At 61.0% G+C, this 18,242-nt stretch carries 16 protein-coding genes; 7 read left to right on the forward strand and 9 right to left on the reverse strand.

The window, feature by feature from the left end:
- The first annotated feature begins 1 nt into the window (after position 1).
- Positions 2-520, forward strand: a complete 519-nt coding sequence (locus HNQ95_RS03195; RefSeq protein ID WP_182573418.1) for a virion core protein, T7 gp14 family — start codon at positions 2-4, stop codon at positions 518-520.
- A complete protein-coding gene (locus tag HNQ95_RS03200; RefSeq protein ID WP_182573417.1) occupies positions 520-2,694 on the forward strand; it encodes a lysozyme family protein in 2,175 nt (724 codons plus the stop codon). Before HNQ95_RS03195 ends, HNQ95_RS03200 begins: the two co-directional genes overlap by 1 nt.
- Before the next feature lie 27 nt (positions 2,695-2,721).
- On the opposite strand, the gene HNQ95_RS03205 is transcribed toward HNQ95_RS03200, so the two are convergent.
- On the reverse strand, positions 2,722-3,381 hold the full coding sequence (locus tag HNQ95_RS03205) for a Rha family transcriptional regulator (protein ID WP_182573416.1): 660 nt from the start codon (positions 3,379-3,381) through the stop codon (positions 2,722-2,724).
- A 572-nt stretch (positions 3,382-3,953) separates the two neighbouring features.
- Between HNQ95_RS03205 and HNQ95_RS03210 the strand changes: the two genes are divergently transcribed.
- Positions 3,954-10,274 carry an LPD22 domain-containing protein gene (locus tag HNQ95_RS03210; RefSeq protein ID WP_182573415.1) on the forward strand — a complete coding sequence of 2,107 codons (6,321 nt, stop codon included), beginning with the start codon at positions 3,954-3,956 and terminating at the stop codon, positions 10,272-10,274.
- A 79-nt stretch (positions 10,275-10,353) separates the two neighbouring features.
- Complete coding sequence (locus HNQ95_RS03215) at positions 10,354-12,681, forward strand: glycosyl hydrolase family 28-related protein (RefSeq protein WP_182573414.1); 2,328 nt, start codon at positions 10,354-10,356, stop codon at positions 12,679-12,681.
- On the opposite strand, the gene HNQ95_RS03220 is transcribed toward HNQ95_RS03215, so the two are convergent.
- Positions 12,678-13,532 (reverse strand): O-fucosyltransferase family protein, encoded by an 855-nt coding sequence (locus HNQ95_RS03220; protein WP_182573413.1) that lies wholly within the window; start codon positions 13,530-13,532, stop codon positions 12,678-12,680. The genes HNQ95_RS03215 and HNQ95_RS03220 overlap by 4 nt on opposite strands.
- A gap of 11 nt (positions 13,533-13,543) precedes the next feature.
- On the opposite strand from HNQ95_RS03220, the gene HNQ95_RS03225 reads away from it, so the two are divergent.
- Genes HNQ95_RS03225 through HNQ95_RS03235 form a run of 3 tightly spaced genes read left to right on the forward strand, consistent with a single transcriptional unit; the run spans position 13,544 to position 14,573 of the window.
- The gene (locus HNQ95_RS03225) at positions 13,544-14,011 is read left to right on the forward strand and encodes a hypothetical protein (protein ID WP_182585759.1); all 468 of its coding nucleotides are present in this window, start codon (positions 13,544-13,546) and stop codon (positions 14,009-14,011) included.
- Between the two features lie 35 nt (positions 14,012-14,046).
- Positions 14,047-14,295 carry a hypothetical protein gene (locus HNQ95_RS03230; RefSeq protein WP_182573411.1) on the forward strand — a complete coding sequence of 83 codons (249 nt, stop codon included), beginning with the start codon at positions 14,047-14,049 and terminating at the stop codon, positions 14,293-14,295.
- Positions 14,292-14,573: a hypothetical protein gene (locus tag HNQ95_RS03235; RefSeq protein ID WP_182573410.1), complete on the forward strand. Its 282-nt coding sequence runs from the start codon at positions 14,292-14,294 to the stop codon at positions 14,571-14,573. The genes HNQ95_RS03230 and HNQ95_RS03235 overlap by 4 nt, the downstream gene beginning before the upstream one ends.
- 115 nt (positions 14,574-14,688) lie before the next feature.
- Here the strand turns inward: HNQ95_RS03235 and HNQ95_RS03240 are convergent, their stop codons facing one another.
- The 7 genes from HNQ95_RS03240 to HNQ95_RS03270 form a co-directional block, all read right to left on the reverse strand.
- A complete protein-coding gene (locus HNQ95_RS03240; protein WP_182573409.1) occupies positions 14,689-15,045 on the reverse strand; it encodes a hypothetical protein in 357 nt (118 codons plus the stop codon).
- A 3-nt stretch (positions 15,046-15,048) separates the two neighbouring features.
- The gene (locus HNQ95_RS03245) at positions 15,049-15,249 is read right to left on the reverse strand and encodes a hypothetical protein (protein WP_182573408.1); all 201 of its coding nucleotides are present in this window, start codon (positions 15,247-15,249) and stop codon (positions 15,049-15,051) included.
- 10 nt (positions 15,250-15,259) lie between these two features.
- Complete coding sequence (locus HNQ95_RS03250) at positions 15,260-15,460, reverse strand: hypothetical protein (RefSeq protein WP_182573407.1); 201 nt, start codon at positions 15,458-15,460, stop codon at positions 15,260-15,262.
- Positions 15,461-15,463: 3 nt separating this feature from the next.
- Positions 15,464-15,850: a hypothetical protein gene (locus tag HNQ95_RS03255; RefSeq protein ID WP_182573406.1), complete on the reverse strand. Its 387-nt coding sequence runs from the start codon at positions 15,848-15,850 to the stop codon at positions 15,464-15,466.
- A complete protein-coding gene (gene recT / locus HNQ95_RS03260; RefSeq protein ID WP_182573405.1) occupies positions 15,850-16,758 on the reverse strand; it encodes a phage-derived integrase/recombinase RecT in 909 nt (302 codons plus the stop codon). Before recT ends, HNQ95_RS03255 begins: the two co-directional genes overlap by 1 nt.
- A 162-nt stretch (positions 16,759-16,920) precedes the next feature.
- Positions 16,921-17,142 carry a hypothetical protein gene (locus tag HNQ95_RS03265; RefSeq protein ID WP_210289141.1) on the reverse strand — a complete coding sequence of 74 codons (222 nt, stop codon included), beginning with the start codon at positions 17,140-17,142 and terminating at the stop codon, positions 16,921-16,923.
- On the reverse strand, positions 17,142-18,008 hold the full coding sequence (locus tag HNQ95_RS03270; RefSeq protein WP_182573403.1) for a PD-(D/E)XK nuclease-like domain-containing protein: 867 nt from the start codon (positions 18,006-18,008) through the stop codon (positions 17,142-17,144). The genes HNQ95_RS03265 and HNQ95_RS03270 overlap by 1 nt, the downstream gene beginning before the upstream one ends.
- Positions 18,009-18,242 lie beyond the last annotated feature (234 nt).

Consider the following 18,242-nt stretch of genomic DNA (forward strand, 5'->3'; position numbering starts at 1 on the left):
CATGTGCGATCTTGGTATTGCTTTGACGCTCGGGGCGAGCCTGCTCGGCGCGGCAGGCCAGATCCAGCAGGGCAAAGCCCAGGCTGCGGCCTCGAACTACAATGCCCAGGTCGCAGAGATGAACGCCCAGCTGGCGGACCGTCGCGCGCGCGATGCGCTGGAACGCGGCGCGATCGAGGAGCAGCAGAAGCGGCAGGAGGTCGCACAGCTTCAGGGCAGGCAGAAAGCCGCCATGGCCGCGAACGGCGTGGATCTGACCTTTGGCTCGCCTCTGGACACGCTGGTCGACACTGCCGTCCTCGGCGAGCTCGACGCCCTGACGATCCGCCGCAACACCGCACGTGAAGCGTATGACTACGAGGTTCAGGGCGTGAACGGTCGCGCCGATGCCACACTGAACCGGATGAACGCCAAGGCCGCCAAGTCGGGCAGCTATCTCGCCGCGGCCGGCACGGTGCTCGGTGGTTTCGGTAAGGCGTACACGGATTACAAGGCGCCGAAGATCGGGAGCATCTATTAATGCCCGTCGTCCCTCAGTATCAGCCCAACGTTGCCAATCGGCCGATCCATCAACAGGGCATCAACGTCAACGCGACCGCCGATGACATGGGCGCTGCGATCGGCCGTGGCATGCAGGGTCTTGCCGCTGGCGTGTCCCAGATGGGCGATGCGCTCGCACGCGTCCGCGAGCTTGAGGATATCGCCAAGGCCAAGGAAGCCGACAACGAGCTCGCAGCCTGGGACCGCGAAGCGAAGTACGGCGAAAACGGCTTCATGACGCTGGAAGGCAAGGCCGCCGTCGACGGCCGCGCCGATTATGAAAAGCGCCTGGCTGACAAGCAGCGCGAGATCGGCAAGGGCCTGTCGCCGTCCGCTCAGCAGAAATATTCGCAGGCGTCTCAGGCGCGCGTGAACTCGTCGCTCGATCAGTCGATCCTGCATACGGCTCAGTCGCGCAAGAAGTGGTTCGCGGATGCGTCGACGGCTCGGATCGATACGTTCGCCGAGGATGCCCTTGCCGGCTACCAGAACCCGGCGCTCGTGAACAAGAACATCGCAGCCGGTCAGGCTGAGTTGCGGGAGATGGGCGCGCTGCAGGGCTGGGATGCTGACACGCTGAAAAACCGCGAAGTCGAATTCATCTCGGGCGTACACAAGAACATCGCCCTCAGGATGGCGCAGACTGATCCTGTCGCTGCGAAGAAGTACGAGGACGAGAACAAGAAGATGCTGACCGGCCCGCACCAGACTGACCTGGAGGGTGTGTTTGCGCCGTTGGTTATCGAGGAAGAAGCCAAGCGGAAGACGAACGAGTTCTTCGATAGCGGTAAGGTGCCGGCGACGAAATTCGCCGCGGCTGACCTTCCGCAGCAGGCATATTCGCTGCTCGGCGTCATCGCCGGGACTGAGGCGCCGGATTATCGTACCATCAACGGCGGGGCGAAATTCTCTGATTTCTCCGATCACCCGAGGCAGAAGGGCGCGGGCGGTACGTCGACGGCGGCGGGCAGGTATCAGTTCGTCAAAGGGACGTGGGACCGCGTTCGCTCGGCGCTTGGCCTGCCAGACTTCACTCCAGAGAGCCAGGACCGCGGCGCATGGTGGCTGGCGCAGGCCGACTATAAGTCGCGCACTGGCCGCGAATTGAGCGACGACCTTGCTGCCGGCCGGTACTCTGATGTTCGCAACGGCCTCGCTCCGACGTGGGAAGGCATCGCAAAACTGTCGAATGCCCAGTTCGCTGCCCGTATGTCGAAGGCAAGCGGCGTGGCTGTGTCTGCCGACCCGACCGAGTTTCTTGACGGGATCAGCAACCCGTCCGTCCGAGACGCCACGATGCAGCGGATCAAGGCTATCACGTCGGTGCGTGAGGCCCAGGCGAAAGCCCAGATGGATGCTCTGAAGTCGCAGGCATTCGGGTTCGTAGATGCCGGATCAAGCCCAGATGCCATCCCGGCCGAGGTCCGCGCGCAGCTCGGCCGCGAGGAGATGTCTGGCCTGTGGTCGTATTTCGAGGCCCGGGCGAAAGGCGGACAGCCAAAGACGGATGACCGGACGCTCTATGATCTTCAGACGATGTATGCCGAAGACCCGGCCGCGTTCGCTGACATAGACATGTTCAAATACCGCGACCGCCTCAGCGACGATGATTGGAAGCAGGTGAACGGCTGGCGTCAGTCCGCGCTCACCGATGAGCGCAAGGCTCGTGAAGACGGGATGACGATCACCGCCGCGTTCTCCCAAGCTCAGACGCAGCTTGAGGCGCTTGGGATCACGACGGTCGGCACCGATGGTTCGAAGCGCCAGGCACAGGCCGCGCGTATCGCCGAGTTCAACAACGCCCTGTCGCGCCAGATGGAGGAGTTCAAGAAGGCAGAGAACAAGAACCCGACGCAGATCGACATTCAGTCGATGATCAACCGCATGCTGCTGCCGATTGTCATCGAGGAAGAAAAGTCGATGTGGAACCCGACGAAAACGCCGTGGTCGTCAACGTCGAAGCGGGAGGGCTTCCTGTTCGAGGCTGGCAAGATCGGCGACGGGCTCTCGGTCGATGTCGCCGTCGAGTATCAGGATATTCCGGTCGATCTGCGCCGCGGAATTTCGACGCGCCTCGAAACGGAGCTTGGCCGTAAGCCGAGCGAGGATGAAATCGTGACTGAGTACGAGGCGTATATCTTAAACGGAGGGTAGGGCCGGGAGTGACCCGGCCCGCCTTGATTACCCTGCCATCGAATAGAGCAGGGCGCGCACCTGATCTTTCCTCATGTCGCCGCCTAATGTAGGCGCTGCGGCGATATATCCTGCCTTCTGGCGCAACTCCTCCAGTGTCCGGCACTGATACCGAATGAGTTCGTCCGCCGTCCGATCCTCAGCGTCTTCATCCATGTTGTATTCCGCCGCCGTCTGGATGATATCGACGTGGGTCAGAAAGCGCTCGTATGCTCTCCGGTGCGCGTCGATCAGAGTTTGGAGTGATCCTTTCGGCGCCTGCGCGCGCTCTCGGTTTGCAAGCTTTTCCTCCATCGCGTTGAAGGCGGCGATATACTTGAGCTTCCAGTTCAGGGCGCGCTTGCCCGTGAAGCCCATTGTCAGCAGCGTGAACCCGTCGCGGTTCATGTTGTAGATCGCGATGTCTCGGGTTCCACCGCTCGGCATTTTCATGGGGCGGGATGATTCACCAAAATTGGATGCACATAAAACATTGTTGGAAATCAACGCCTTGATGTCACGCATAACATGATAGTGCGACTTGCCGAAAAAGGCAGCAACATCCTCGCTGCTGGCGTAGACGTTGCCGTCGCACACGAACACGACGGGCTGGTCCAGGCCGCGAACGGTGCGAGCATGGCAGGGGATGAGGGTGGTGATGTCGTTCATTTGTGCATTCCTTGTTCAAAAGGATAGTTTGATCCAGGGTTTGAACAACCGTGCACGACGGCTCTACGCGCCTTTAGGCTTTCGCCTTGGACATATCACGTAGACCCTGGACCAATTCTTAAAGCGGGACGAAAGCCTAACGGATGCTCTCAAACCGCGTGCACAAGGGTGTTCAAACCCAAGCGCACTATGGAGGATAAACCAGCCTCCGTCAATAGTTGTGATTATCGCAACATGTTGCGATTGTCAACAGTGACGTTCATGGAAGCATCTGCTTGACCGCCCTCGCATCATCGGCCGCCTCACGAGATGAATTTGCTGCGTCTCTCGCTTGGCTGTACGCGTCCGCAGCCCATATTGCCGCGCTATTCGCTTCAGACAGAGCCGAGTAGGCAAGAATGGCAGTCGCCAATTGTAGCGCCATGACAGCATAGAGGGCGGCCAAAATGGGTTTTGACCTAACCCAGTTCAAGGCCAACCTCGTGCGCACCCCTAATACTTCCATTGCTAAAATCTCAACATCCGTGGCATAAATCACAACGGTCGCACATCCCGGCACAGGAGCACGTCAGTTGGATACTCTCGCGGACTATGATGCATGGAAGTCAAAGCAGCAACAGGCCACCGCTGCGGCGGCGGGGATAGTTCTCGATACGATTAACGTCAAGCCAGACGAAATCGCGGGCGACCTGCAGCTTGCGCAGGAGTACGCAAGGACGACGGGGCGCCCGACGCCGCCGTTGCCTTTGGTGCAGGAAAACCGCTCGATTTTTCAGCAGCAGATTGAGCGCAAGCGGAATTCGTCGATCCTGTCATCCTCACCCATGCTGGCCGAATGGCTGCGGAAGCCTGAAAACTCAGCCTTGGCCCGCGACGATCTTGAGGGGTTGTCGCTCTGGGAGATTATCGGCTCCAACATCAAAGAAGCCGGCAAGGCCGTTCCTGGCGGCGCCGTCTCCAGCCTTGGCACAGCCATGGAGGGGGCGGGGCAAATATTGACCCCACGCGACCCTTCCGATCGGGCGCCGCTGGCGCAGTCGATTGCGGGAGCGGGGCGGAAGACACCCGAAGAAATCGCAGCTCTACGGGCTGAGATTTTTCAGCAAGGCGTGATCAATCCCCAAGTGGCGCAAAGTGTCCTGTCTGACGTGATCGCCGGCGACATGACCATGGAGGAGGCGTTGACGGCGCTGGAGCCGGCCCTTGCCCCGGCGTTGGGCGCGGCGTCGGAGGCCCTGCAATCTGGCGGGGAGGCCGTCCAGGATTTTGGGGCAGGCATTCTGCCGGCTGCACAGGGGATGGAAGACAGTTTCGGGCGTGACGTTGGCTCTGGCCTCGGCTCCCTGCTGACTATCCTTGGCGTTGGTCTTGTCACGGGCGGATCGGGAGCGGCTGTGTTCGGCGGCGCGGCAGGAGCCGGTGAGGCCGCGTCTCGCGCTCGGAGGGGCGGCCAAGATGAGGATACGCAAACAATCGCGGCTCTCTACGGCATTTTCCCCGGCATGACCGACGCGATCCCGATCGAGCGTCTAATTGCAAACCCGGTCGTAAAGTCGGGGCTGGCATCTATTCTCCGGTCCATTGGCAAGCAAGTTGCGCTGGAGGGCGGGCAGGAGGCGGTTCAGAATATCCTCCAGAATGCGATCGCCAAGAACTTGTATGCTCCAGATCAAGACCCATTCGATGGTGTGATGCGCGCCATACAGACAGGTGGGTTCGTCGGAGGCTTGGTTGAGGCTGGCCGTATCGGCTTGAATGCGATCATGCCAGGCCGTTACAGGCGGGCGCAACAGGCCGCGGGCCGCGCCGAGGAGGCCGAAGCTAAGATCAAGGAAATTCAGTCGGCGTCGGTCACGTCCGTTCTGCGCAACCGCATGCCCGACGCATTCCGCGATTTCGTCGCCCGCGCCACTGCGAATGGCCCGGTCGAGAACGTGTATGTGCCTGCGTCGGAGTGGGTCGAGTACTTCCAGAGTTCGGGTGTCGATCCGTTCCTGTTGGCCGACGAACTCGACGGCGTGAACTCCGACGATCTTAGGACGGCGCTCGCGACCGGTGGCGATCTGCAGATCCCGACTGCGACCTATGCGGCGAAAATGGCCGGGTCGGACCATGATGCCTTCCTGATGGAGAACATGCGGTTCGACCCTGATGAGATGACCGCGCGCGAGGCTCGGGAGTTCAATGAACGCGCCGAAGACGCCATGCAGGAGGCATTCGAGGAAGCCGATCGCATGCGCCAGGACGATGAGCAGTACCGCTCATTCGAGGCAAAGATTTATGACGAGATGGTTTCGCGCCTGCGTGTCTCAGGCCGATCGACCGATGTCGCGACCAGTGAGGCGATGCTGTACCCGGCGTTTTACCGCGTCATGGCTGAGCGTTCTGGCCTGACGACCGAGGAATTCATCGCCCGGTATCCGCTGCCACAGGTGCGCGGCGATGTCCCTCAGGGCATGCAGCTGAAGAATGTCGACGCGTTGACGCGGACGCTGGCCGAGGCACGTGCTCAGAAGGCGGTCGGCGTCGATCGGCGTCAGACGCTGTTGGAGTTCATCTCGGATTACGGCGGCATCGTTGATCGCGGCGGCGAGTTGAAGGCGCGCGATGCCGAGGTCGTTGACCGTGGCCGCGGCAAGAAGAAGCTCAGGCTTGCGCGTAAGGGCGTGGCGGCGGGCATGCGCGACATGTTCGGCAATGCGGGGAGGAAATTCGGCCCCGATGACGTGGCGCTCGCCGCGATCGAGGCCGGGTTCATGGCCGATCATCCTGTCGTGCTTGCGTACAAGGAAGCGCTGACGAACGGCGGACAGGTGCCCGATATCGGAGCTGCGCTGTGGGATGCGATCGACGCTGAGATCGGCGGCATACAGCAGTTCTCCGTTGATCAGGCTGCGCCTGAGGCCGGAACCGACGCTGATGAGATCGAGCGGTATCTGTCGGCGATCGGGCTGTCGCTCGATGACAGCGACGACGCGATCCGTGCGGCGGTCGAGGCAGATCAGGCCGAGGAGGTGCGGCGGTACGGGCAGTCCGGTGACGTGCGCGGTGCTCGCGGCTCGGTGCAGTTTCCGCTTGCCGGCGTAGGTAACGGCGACAGTGTGATCTCGCTGTTCAAGTCGGCTGATCTGTCGACGTTCATCCATGAAAGCGGTCACTATTTCCTGACCGTGATGCAGGATTTGTCGGCGCGCGGCGAGATTGCCAGTGCTCAGGACTTCGCTGCGATCAAGGAATGGTGGCGTTCGAACGCGGACGACGTTGTGAAAGACGCAGCGCGCGTCATGCCCGATGTGAAACTGACATCGGAGGACGTGATTGCCGCACTGGAAAACGGTTCGACCGGCGATCTTATGAAGGACGCCGCCGTCGATGTCGGCATGCAGGAGCAGTGGGCTCGGGCTTTCGAGGCGTATCTTCTGGAGGGCAAGGCACCTTCGATCGAACTCCGCGGCGCATTCGAGAAGTTCCGCGCCTGGCTGATTTCGATCTACAAGAATCTGGCCGGCCTGAATATCTCACCGTCCGACGAGCTGCGCGCGGTGTTCGACCGCATGCTTGCGACCGATGACGAGATCGCCAAGGCTCGGCAGTCTTCGGCTGACGTGACAGTGTTCGCGACCGCCGAGGAAATGGGTCTGTCTCCCGAGGATTATGCCGCGTTCCTGAAGCTCCGCGACCAGTCGACCGACGAGGCGCATGCGAAATTGCTCGCCGAGACCATGGCGCCGATCAAGCGCGAGCGCGAGAAATGGTATCGCGAGGAGCGCGCCAAGGTTCGGGATGATGTCGAGATCGATGTCAGCTCGCAGCGGGTGTATCGCGCGATCGAGTGGATGGGCAACCGCCGTTGGTTCGGCGAGGCCCAGCCCGAGACCATGGGCGACATCCGTCTGTCGAAGGATATCCTGGTTGACCGCTATGGCGCGGGCGTCCTGAAAACCCTGCCGCGTGGCAAGCAGACTGTTTACGCGGTCGAGGGCGGGCTTGATCCTGACGATGCCGCTGGCGTCTTCGGCTACGGATCGGGCGACGAGCTCGTGAAGGCTATGGAGCAAGCGCCCGGCCGGAAGCAGGCGATTGAGGATCAAACCGATCGTGTGATGTTTGAACGTCATGGTGACGTGCTGCGCGACGGCTCGATCGAAGCGGCGGCGATGGACGCAGTTCATGGTGATAAGCGCGCTCGCGTGCTCGCCCTGGAGCTGGACGCGCTGAACAGGCGCGCCGGCCGGCCGGGTGGCAAAACCAGTGTTGCCGAAATCCGTGAAATCGCTCGGCGCACGACTGCGAGGATGCGCGTTCGCGATGCCATGAACTCGAACCGATACCTCGCTGCAGAGCGCAAGACGGGCGAGCAGGCGTATCGCATGGCCTCGGCCGATGACCTGGCGGGCGCTTCCGAGGCCAAGCGCCGGCAGTTGCTGAACCACGCCCTTTATTCGGAGGCGCGGCGTATTGGCGATGAGGTCGAGGCGGCCGAGAGGTTGGTCTCGCGGCTGCAGAAGAAATCGACGCGGCAGAACCTGGCGGGCCGATACCTGGAAGCCATCGACGAATTGCTGTTCCGATACGACTTCCGCCGCATCTCCGGGCGCAAGGAAGATATGCGTGGTGCGCTGGAAGCCTACGTTGAGCAGATGAAGGCGGACGGTCGGGAGAATGAAATCTCTATCCCCGACGACGTTTTGAAGGATGTAGGGCGGACGCCTTACAAATCCCTTTCGGTCGAGCATCTGCGCGGCGTGGTCGACAGCCTGAAGAACATCGCCCATACCGCGCGCCACGAAAAGAAACTGACTGACGCTCAGTCTCAGCGTGAACTCGACGAGGTTGTCGGCGACATCATCGCGGCGTTCGACGCCAACGTGAAGAAGCGCCCACCGTCGCGTGTGGCAACCAAGGCAGAGCAGCGCCGTGGCAAGGTGCGACAGTTCCTCGATCTGGTGCTGAATGCGGGCACGATCCTGCGTGAGATCGATGGGTTTGCGGACATGGGCGCCACCTATCGGAACATCAAGGCGCCGCTCGACGACGCCATGAACCGGCTTCAGGTGCGCCGCCGCAACGCTGCTGTCGCCCTCGATGACCTGTACTCGGTGTATTCGAAGGATGAACGTCGCCGCATGGCTGTGCGCGAACTCGTGCCTGAACTCGGCTATGCTCTGTCGAAGTGGGAGAAGATCGCCGTCGCCCTGAATACGGGCAACGAGGGCAACTATCAGCGCCTCACCGATCAGAATATCCGTGGGTCTATGTCGGAGGATCAGGTCGAGGCGATTGTCCAGTCGCTCGACGAGCGCGATGCGAAATTCGTGCAGTCGGTCTGGGATTACCTGGAGACGTTCCGCGCGGACATCGAGGCTCGGGAGAAACGGGCAACGGGCATCTCGCCGAAATGGGTTGAGGCCCGGCCGGTCGAGATCGCCGGCAAGGTTCGCCGCGGCGGGTATTATCCGCTGCGCTACGATCCGCGCCTGTCGTCGTTGGCTCGCGATGATGCCGCCCAGGATATCGCTACGTCGCTGCAGGCTGGCCGCTTCGGCAAGGCTCAGACGCGCAACGGCCACCTGAAAGAGCGCGCGTCGTCGTCGGGTCGCGCGATTGAGATCGATATCGCCGTGCTGCACAAGCACGTCAATCAGGTCGTGTATGATCTCGAACTGAGCGAGCCTGTTGCCGCCTCGTGGCGGATATTGCAGGATGCGCGTGTTCGTGGGCAGTTCATCGACGCAGGCAAGCAGGCCGATTTCGACGCGCTGGAAATCTGGCTCAAGGACGTTGCCGAGGGTGAGGTGAAATCAGCCGACTGGGTTGGGCAGGCTGCGCGCCGGTTCAAGTCGAACTTCACCGCGGCGAAGCTGGCGTTCAACCTCGGGACGGTGGCGGTCCAGATCACCGGCTTGTCGCAGACGATGGTTGTCGTCGGCAAGAAGGATTTCCTCGCCGGCCTGATGATGATGCGCCGGCCGGCTGTCGTCGGCGAGGTCGCGGCGAAGTCGACGTTCATGTCCGATCGCCAGACGACGTTCAACAAGGATATCTTCGATCTGTACAACGATCCGAAGCTCGGGCCGACGATGGGACGTTGGGCCGAATTCAGGAACGAATGGCTGGCGCCGCTCGGCCTTTGGCTGATGACCAAGGTCCAGTTCTACGCCGTCGACGTGCCCACCTGGCTTGCCGGCTATCAGCAGGGCCTGCGGAGGTTTGGCGGCGACGAGGATAAGGCTGTCGCCCATGCCGACGCCATCGTGAAGCGTGCCCAGGCGTCGGGCGTATTCTCGGACCGCTCGGCGATCGAACGCGGGTCCGTATCGCAGCGGACGCGTCAGAACGATGTTGTGCGCCTGTTCACGACGCTCGGGTCGTACATGTTCGCGAAGTTCAACGTCGCCTATGAGCGCACGGCGAAGGCCGGCAAGGTGATCGAGCAGGAAGGCGCATCCGGCAGATCGGCGGTCGAGGTGATGTCGTGGACGCTCGACATGGCGTTCCTGTTCGCGTTGGAGGCAGTCCTGTATGCCGCGATCAAGGGCGGTCTGCCCGATGATGAGGATGACGATGATAGCTGGACGAAATTCCTCATGCGCGAAACGGCGCTGTCGGTTGTCAGCACGATCCCATTTGTTCGCGATATCGGCGGTTCGCTGAGCGGGTTCTCTGGCGGTGGTGCGTATGGCTCGATGACTGAGGAGCTGGCCAAGCCTCTGAAGGAGATGGCTCAGGGCGATGTCGATCGGGCGTTCGTGAAGTCGGTTATCAGTGCGACCGGACTGTTCACAGGCATCCCATCGTCCCAGATCAACCGCGCAGTCGACGCCGGCTGGCGAGAGATGGAAGGCGATGACGTGTCGCCAGTCGAATACGTGATGGGCCGCGCGAAGAAGTAGCGCCGTTCAGCGTTCAGCGGGGCAACCATCGAAGGGTAGGGTGTGGCGAAAATCACACCTTATTCAACGATGGGCGCCCATGACCGTTTCCAGCACGACGAACAAATCCGGCCCGTACCTTGGCAACGGCTCGACGGTCGAATTCGACTATGAGTTCCGCATTCTGGACCCGTCGCACCTCACTGTGATCATGACACAAAGCGGCGTCGACACGATTGTCTCGCCCTCGGATTACACGGTTGCCGGCGTCGGCGCATCGGGTGGCGGGTCGCTCACGTTCCTCGTTGCCCCCGTGACGGGGCAGTCGATCACCATTGTTCGCAACGCCCCGTTTACGCAGCCGACCGACCTTGAAAATCAGGGCGCGTACTACGCCGAGACCGTCGAGGGCGCTCTCGATCTGGGCGTTATGCGCGATCAGCAGTTGGCCGAGGGGCTGTCGCGCGCTGTCCAGATCCCGATTGGCGCCGACCCTTCGGCCCTGACCGGCTTGATCGAGGATATCATCCGTCTCAGCGACAGCGCCGACGAGATCGATACGGTCGCTGGTATCGCGGCCAATGTGACCACTGTCGCGGGCATCGCTGCCAACGTCACGACGGTTGCCGGCATCGCCGCCGATGTGACGACCGTCGCAGGCATCGCGGCCGATGTAACCGCGGTAGCTGACATCGCAGCCGACGTAACGGTCGCCGCCGACAACATCGCGGCGATTGTCGCGGCCCCTGGGCACGCAGCGGCGGCAATTGCTGCTGAGGACGGAGCGGAAGCGGCACAAGCGGCGGCCGAAGCCGCTGCGGCGTCTGTCAGCCTGCCGGACCCGGTTTCGTCGACTTTCTTGCAGCGGAACGCGGAGAACACGTCATACGAGACGAAAACACCAGCGCAGGTCTACTCTGCGCTGGTGTTTTCGTCCTTCGAAGCAAAAAACTACGGGGCGACGGGCGACGGCGTGACGAACGACACCGCCGCGGTACAGGCGGCAATCGATGCCTGTAATGCGGCAGGCGGCGGAAATGTGCTGTTGCAGGCCGGTACGTTCCTTGTGTCGGTGACGTCGGGGGCAGTCGCGCTTTGGGCTAAAACCGGCGTACAAATCGTTGGTGCAGGCGTAGATGCCACAATAATCAAACTCGCCGACGCAGGTGAAGCGCATGTTGTTAATGCCGTGTCGGGCACAAACAATTGGTCCCTTCGTGACATGACCATCGATGGCAATCGCGACAATCAAATCAGTTCAGGGTATCATTGCGTCAGGCTGGCCGGATGTGAAAACGTACTTCTGGACAACCTGATCATCAAGAACGCGCACCACTACAATATCGGCTTGCAAGGCGGCACGAATAACAACATCCGCATCCAGAATATCCGGATGCAGGGGTCTGGCGGCGATGCCGTTGACATCAAGACGATCGGATCGGTGACGAGCGGACTGGCAACCAATGCAGGCGTATCCCTACATAACATCTTCATCGAGAGCTTCGGCGTGGATGCGGCTATCGTCGCCGCAAGCCCGCAAGCCGGCATAGACATCCGAGGGCCGGTCCATCTTTCCAACATCGTAGTGGCCGGCGTGTCGAACAATAAGTTAGGCGTTCGCTTCAGGTGGGGCGAAAGTGAAGACGCCATAAACTACCCGAATGGTCGAGGGGGCGCTCGTTCGGCGATGTCCAACTTCTTTGTGAGTGGTGACGGAGGCGGCACAGGTGTCGCAATCGAACACTATTATGTCCATGTAGCCAACGGTCAGGTCGAGGCCGTGGCCGTTGGCGTTGATGTGTACCAACGCGAATGTACAGTTTCAGATGTCGACGCGGTTGGTTGCCCTGTGGCTTTCCGCGCGAACTCGGCTACGACGCTGCTAACTGATGCGGATAATACGCTGTTCGCCAACTGCTTCTCTCGGAGCGCCACTACGGTCGCCTTCGACTTGGAGAGCGACCGGAACACACTCGTCGGCTGCGCCTCGCGTTCTGCCGGGATAGCCGTCCGCGTCAACGCCGGCTCTGATGACAATGTTATTGTCGGGGGAGGGCATTCATCCGCCACGACAGCCTTGCTGAATGACGGAGCGCGCACCATCGTCAACGGCGTATCGTTGCTACCAAATCTCGGAGTTGCCGCGCGGACAGTCACAGCGGACACGACCCTGCTGTCGCAGGACGAGTACATCATAAACAACAAGTCGGGGTCCAGCCATACGATGACACTGCCCGATGCGGCGAAGAACGGCGGGCGCTCGATCACCATCACCAACTACCAAGCTCAAACTGTGGTCTCAGCATCGTCCAACGTCGTGCCGATCACGGGTGGCGCTGCGGGCACTGCCATCCTTCCGGCGACGGCCGGCAAGTGGGTTGAGCTTCGAAGCAACGCCGTCAACTGGCTCATCGTCAAGGGGAACTAGGTCGGTACGCGCGGGATCGCCAGATCGCCGCCTGGGATGTTGTAGGCAAAGTTCCTTCCACCCGGGCGGTATATCCCGACCATTTCGGAGAATGTCGAGCGGGTCAACCCGATGTACGCGGGCGAATTCACCGCGACGGCAAAGTCGATGGCCGACCGTGTTAGGCGATGGGCTGGATACGCTAGATGGCTTGGTAAGTCCGACTTGAAAACAAGCCGAAGACCATATTTCTCGGCAATGCGCTTTAGGGTGTCCTTTGGCTCGACGAGATCATCCTCGTCGCAGCAAGCCCAAATGGTCTCCGAGATGTCAGGCGTGAATGTGACCCGTACGAAAATATCATCGGGATCTGTAGTAAGATACTCCCCATCTGAGTAAACGCCGTCAGCCCCAAATTTGCGTAGGACGTATTCTCTCCAGTCTCGCTCGATACGGAGCTGTAGGGCGGTAAAGTCGCCCAGCCAGGCTACGACGCGGTTGGCGTGCTCCGTCACGATCTTCGACGGCCTGAAAGCTCGTAGGATCGCGCTCGATCGCTCATAGTCTGACTTCAGTGCGTCGGATCCTCGCCGAAAACATTCCTGCATCGTCAGCATGTCGGCGGTCCCTTCGAAGGACACGGCCAAATCCGACAGCCCATCCTCGACGGCCTCTCGATCAAAAATATCCCAGATCGGAAGCCGACCTGTATGGCGTACTTGCCCGCGCTTCGGCACTGGCGTGAAGTCGACCAGTTCGGAAGGGATAACCGCCTCGGCATCCTGGTCAGCGGCAGAACGAACGAGGCCGAGCAAGCATAGCCGCTGGTTGTTGAGACCCGTAACCAAGGGCTCGACTGTAAGTTTTTTCATTCCACATCCCCGTGCTGCCGGTCTTGTTATGGCACCGCGACTTCACCCGCTCAACCAACGCCGTGTATTTTCCGACAAACTTCCGGCGAAGGGCTTCGAAATTGGCAGGGCACGATATGCAGGTGAGCGCGCCGAAATTCCGATGGGAATGGAACGTCAACACGGTTGCGGTTCTCGTCGGGTTCGCTGCCGGGTTTGTTGCCTGGGGCTATACCTTGGCCGAGATCCAAGCCGGCCGATCGTTGAACTCCCTGAATATCGAGAAGCTCGAAAACCGTATCGTCTCGCTGGAGACGAACGCCCGCCGCCTCGACAATCACGAGCTCCGAATTAATGGCGTCGAGAAGCAGTCGAGCGATGCGTCTGTCGCGCTGCGGGCGGTTGAAGCCTCGATCAACTCGCTGGCGTCAGATATGCGGCTGACAAGAGAAATCCTAGAGCGGCTTGAGAAGGCCCAGGGTGTTCGCCCGGTCAACTGAGCAAGGCGTACAGTCTCCGAAACATGAGGCTGACCATGCTGACCACCGTAATGAAAACCCTAGCTCGCTGGCGGACGTGGCTGTTCAACACCATTGCCGCAATCATCGTTCTTATGCCCGACATCGCGACCGCGCTCGTCGGGTATAATTGGGGCGATATCGTTCCTCCGAAATACATGCCGCTGGTGACGCTCGGCATCATCGTCGCGAATATCTGGATGCGGCCCCGGCCTGCCGTCCTTGCAGGCGATGTTGAGGCTCGTCCGCCGCGAGATGAACCGTGACGGCCTGGCTGTGGCGGCTTGGGGCTGCGGTCGCCGTGATCGCTGCGGTGTTCGCTGCGGGGTACACCAAGGGCAAGAGCGACGGCCGCGTTGCTGCCCTGAAGGATACCGTCGCGGCCTATCAGAAGCGGGGTGATGTCGATGCGACTGTTCGCAACATGGATGCTGTTGATTTGTGCGTCGATCTTGGCGGCCTGCCAGACGAGTGCACAGGGCTGCGCGGGCTGGCATCGGATACCAGTGAAGCCGGCGACGGCGGTATATCTGGCCGGCAGTGACGCCGAGGCGGGGCGGGGCATCGCGGGACATAACAGGTTCGGCGCCGCGCAAGGCTGCTGGAAATAGAAACGGCGGCACGATGGCCGCCGTCTGAATGCGATAATCGCAACGCTGTTAAGCTGCCTTGGCGGATTTCTTGGACTTGAGAAACGCCGGGATGTCTTCGGCGTCGGCAACGTCATCGGTCCCGTTTTCGTCCTGAGCGAGGACTTCCTCTGCCGTCTCGACGCCCTCGATCTCGTCAAAATCTGGGTCTCTCTCGGCGAGCGGCGTTACCGCCTCCTCGACGCGCCGCGTCTTCTGCTCGGTCTTAACCTCATCGATCTTGGCGATCGACAGCAGTGGCGCATAATCGCCCGTCTCGTGCGCCGTCTTGACGACGGTGAGCGCCGCATAGGTTTCGTCGAGCGTCTTGCCGGTCGGCAGGAACGCCTTGATCACGATTGCAATTCCGGTCTGGTTGGTGGCCATGGCTTAAGCCTCCTCGCTTGGCTTGAATGTGACGCTGTCGACGGATGGGAAAAACCCGACGAGCTCCCCGCTTTCATTCTCGACGAAAACAGCGTCGTCGACGTAGAACTGCGCTTTGGTGAAGGTTACGCCTGAGGCGCCATGTGAGGCGTCGGTGTGGGTTCTGACGGTCACCGTTCCGTACCTTTTGTCCTTTGCTGCCATGTTCCTATCCTTACTTGGCGATGAAGGCGCGGACCGCCGCGTCCTTGGCTTCGAGGAGCTTGCGGAGGGCGACGGTGCGCTCCGGGTTGCGTGGGGTGGTGTTGATGATGCTCTGCGCCAGGCCTGTGAACGGGCTGCTGATGGCCTGCAGGTGCGGAGGCAGGTGCTTGTATTCGAAGAATTGCAGGATGTGTTCCTGTGCCTCGTCCATGTCTTATCCTTCCCTTGGGTTCATTTCGCGGATCAGTTTCACGGCCGCCGCCGCATAGACGATGGTGCCAAGCAATTCCCGCTGCGCCGCGTCGAACTGGTCGCGCGATTGCATGGTCATTGCCTCCTGTGCCTTCTTCATCAGTTGGCCGATGGCGTACCCCGGCCCAACCATGCGGCCGATCTCCATGATAGGCTGGCGGTCGAACGGCTTGGCGTTGGCATGGCGCTCCTTGCCTTTGCCGTGCGCGGACTGCGCGTAGGCGTCGGCGAGGATGGCGTAGAGGTCGGCATACCCCGCGTCGAGCGAGGTGGTGAGTTCGACGGGGTCGAGCGTCACGTCGGCGTCATCGTATTGGATGCTGCCCGGCAAAATCTTTTCCGCCTTCATTAGATGTCATCTCCTGGCTGCTGATCTGGGCCGTCGTACTCGACGATCTCCCCGGTTTCACGGTCGTGTGGCGGCTCGTCCTCTGCCGGCTCCTGGGCGCGCGACTGCGGCGTGATGTCCTTTAGTGCTGCCGCTGCAGCACCGCGCTTCTTGGTGGCCGGCAGCGGGTCGGCTGGCGCGGCCTCGGCCTCAATCTCGTGCGAGTAATCCTCGTCGATGCGCTCGACGGCCTGATGGAACGTGTCGCGCTCGCTGCTCGACGGCAGGTACTTCGACAGGCGGCGGAACGCGGTCTTGCGCGCCATCTCCGACCAATCGGTATGCCATGGCGTGGACTTGATCTTCTTTGCCTGGAACGCCTTCCATGCGTCGGATCGGTCGCGGATACGGTTCACGTCTTCAAGCGTCATCACCTCATGGAGGATGCCGCCGTCGATCAGTGTTGCGAGCGCATACACAGCGTAGATATCGCCGCGCTTGGACTTCAGGTCGATCTTGTGAATGAGGGGCTCGGCCGCCCGTGTCGGCTGATAGTCGAAAAAGTCGGCATCGCGAACGACCTCGACGACAAGGCTTTTGATCTTGCCGCTGTTGTAGGCCAGCTTGAGAAGCCCACGCATCATCGGCCGGTATTGAACCTCGCCGTTATGGTCGACAACGAGCGCGGCCTCTCGGCCATCGAGGATAAGGCCGTCTGCCGCCGCCTTTGAACAGGCCGCGAGAAGGCTTTGCGGGTCCCGCACCTTGTCGATGTTGCGGGTTAGGGCGATGGCCGTCTGCGCCGTGCGGACGAACCTTTCGGCGGTGATGTGGCCGGGAAGCGCCTTCCCGAATTCACCCTGCATCCGCGCAATCTGCGTCTTCAGGGATGTCAGCCTGTTATCCTGTGTAGCTAGTGCCTGTGACATCGTTGTCGTCCTTGATGAGGTCGATGGCGCGCTGGCGTAGATTGCCGGTTGCGTGTCTGGCGATGAGCCTCAGGACGCGCTGCGCTATTTCTTGGGGCCGATCAGGACAGCGGCGTGTGAATTTCGCCGCCGCCCAAAATCGGGAGGTGAGTTCGCTGCGGGTCACGCGGCTTCGGCCGTTGTCTGGCGCTCAACCATATTCCTGAGCGCAGCGGCGAATGCCTGATCGAAAGTTTCAGCACTGCTGCTGGTGCATTCGCCTGATCCAGTCTCGCCCCAGTGGATGTAAACGGTGAGCGGGAGGGATTTATGTCCGGTGATCAGCATGACAGAGATTGCTCTGAGCCCGTGCCTCGCACAGAGACGCTTGAGTTTCCTCTCCATCACGCGGCCTCCTCAATCGGCGCGTCGATCTCCTGATAGCTCCAGCGCTTGAACTGGAGCTCGGTGATCTCGCCGGAGTAGCCCGGCCACTCATCGGCCTTGGCGCACTCGGCGTAGCGCTGCAGCGCCTTGCGGCAGATCGCGCGGCCCTCGTCGACGATCGACGGCGGCAGTTCGTAGCGGGCGGTCACGAACGGGTGCTTGTCTTCCCATGTGAGGAACACAAAGCCGTTGACGGCCTGGCCGTTGGCAAGGTGCCCATCCGTGTACCAGGGCTCCTGCGCGTGATAGCCGTACTCGATCACGCTGCGGGCGAAGGCGTCGGGGTGCGCGCTGCGGGTCTTCTTCACATCGACCATGACGCCGAGATCGGAGCGATAGAGGTCGGGACGTGACCGGCAGAGGACGCCGGTCTCGGGGTCGATCCAGTATGACGACGTTTCCACCTGCGAATGAGGGCTGACGATCAGCGCACTAATCCATGCGTCGGCGTGCACAGTGTCGCGGATCACGAGCGCGTCGTCGTAGTCTCCCTGTGTCAGCAGGAGGCGCTTGGTGTTCTTCGCCTCTGCGACTGCGTCTTTCCAGTTGTTGCCGCGCCGGTCTTCGGGGCCGCGCATGGCCCGCGCTTCGAACGTGTTCGGCTCAAGGATGGCCCAGTGGAACGCCGTGCCCTTGTCCTTGGCGGCCGTCGCCTGGGTGCTTTCTTCCCTCGGCGCCGGGAATTTGAAATGCCGCGGCGTCTGCTTGTAGATCGTCCAAAGCCCAGACTTCGAAATGCCGGGGCCGGAATGATAGGCGTCGTTTTCGATGTCGGCGTAGACGCCGGGTCCGATAGTCGCCAGGTCGGCGGGAACTTCATCCATGTTGATCTCTCCAGATTTACGATGTGGGCGGTGGTTCTGAGGCGCACCGCCCGGGGATCGAAGGTTGGGGCTGCTTGTTGTGTTGCTGCCTCCGTATTCGTTGCGATAAACACAACACTGCCGATACGATGCGAAAATGTCAACAGGGATTTTACGGCGTTGTTTAATTCACATTTCGACGATTAAAAAACCGGCACAAAGGCCGGTAGATCGCGCCATAAAATCGACGCCTAA

The organism is Aminobacter ciceronei (assembly GCF_014138625.1).
In the GTDB taxonomy this organism is placed as follows: domain Bacteria; phylum Pseudomonadota; class Alphaproteobacteria; order Rhizobiales; family Rhizobiaceae; genus Aminobacter; species Aminobacter ciceronei.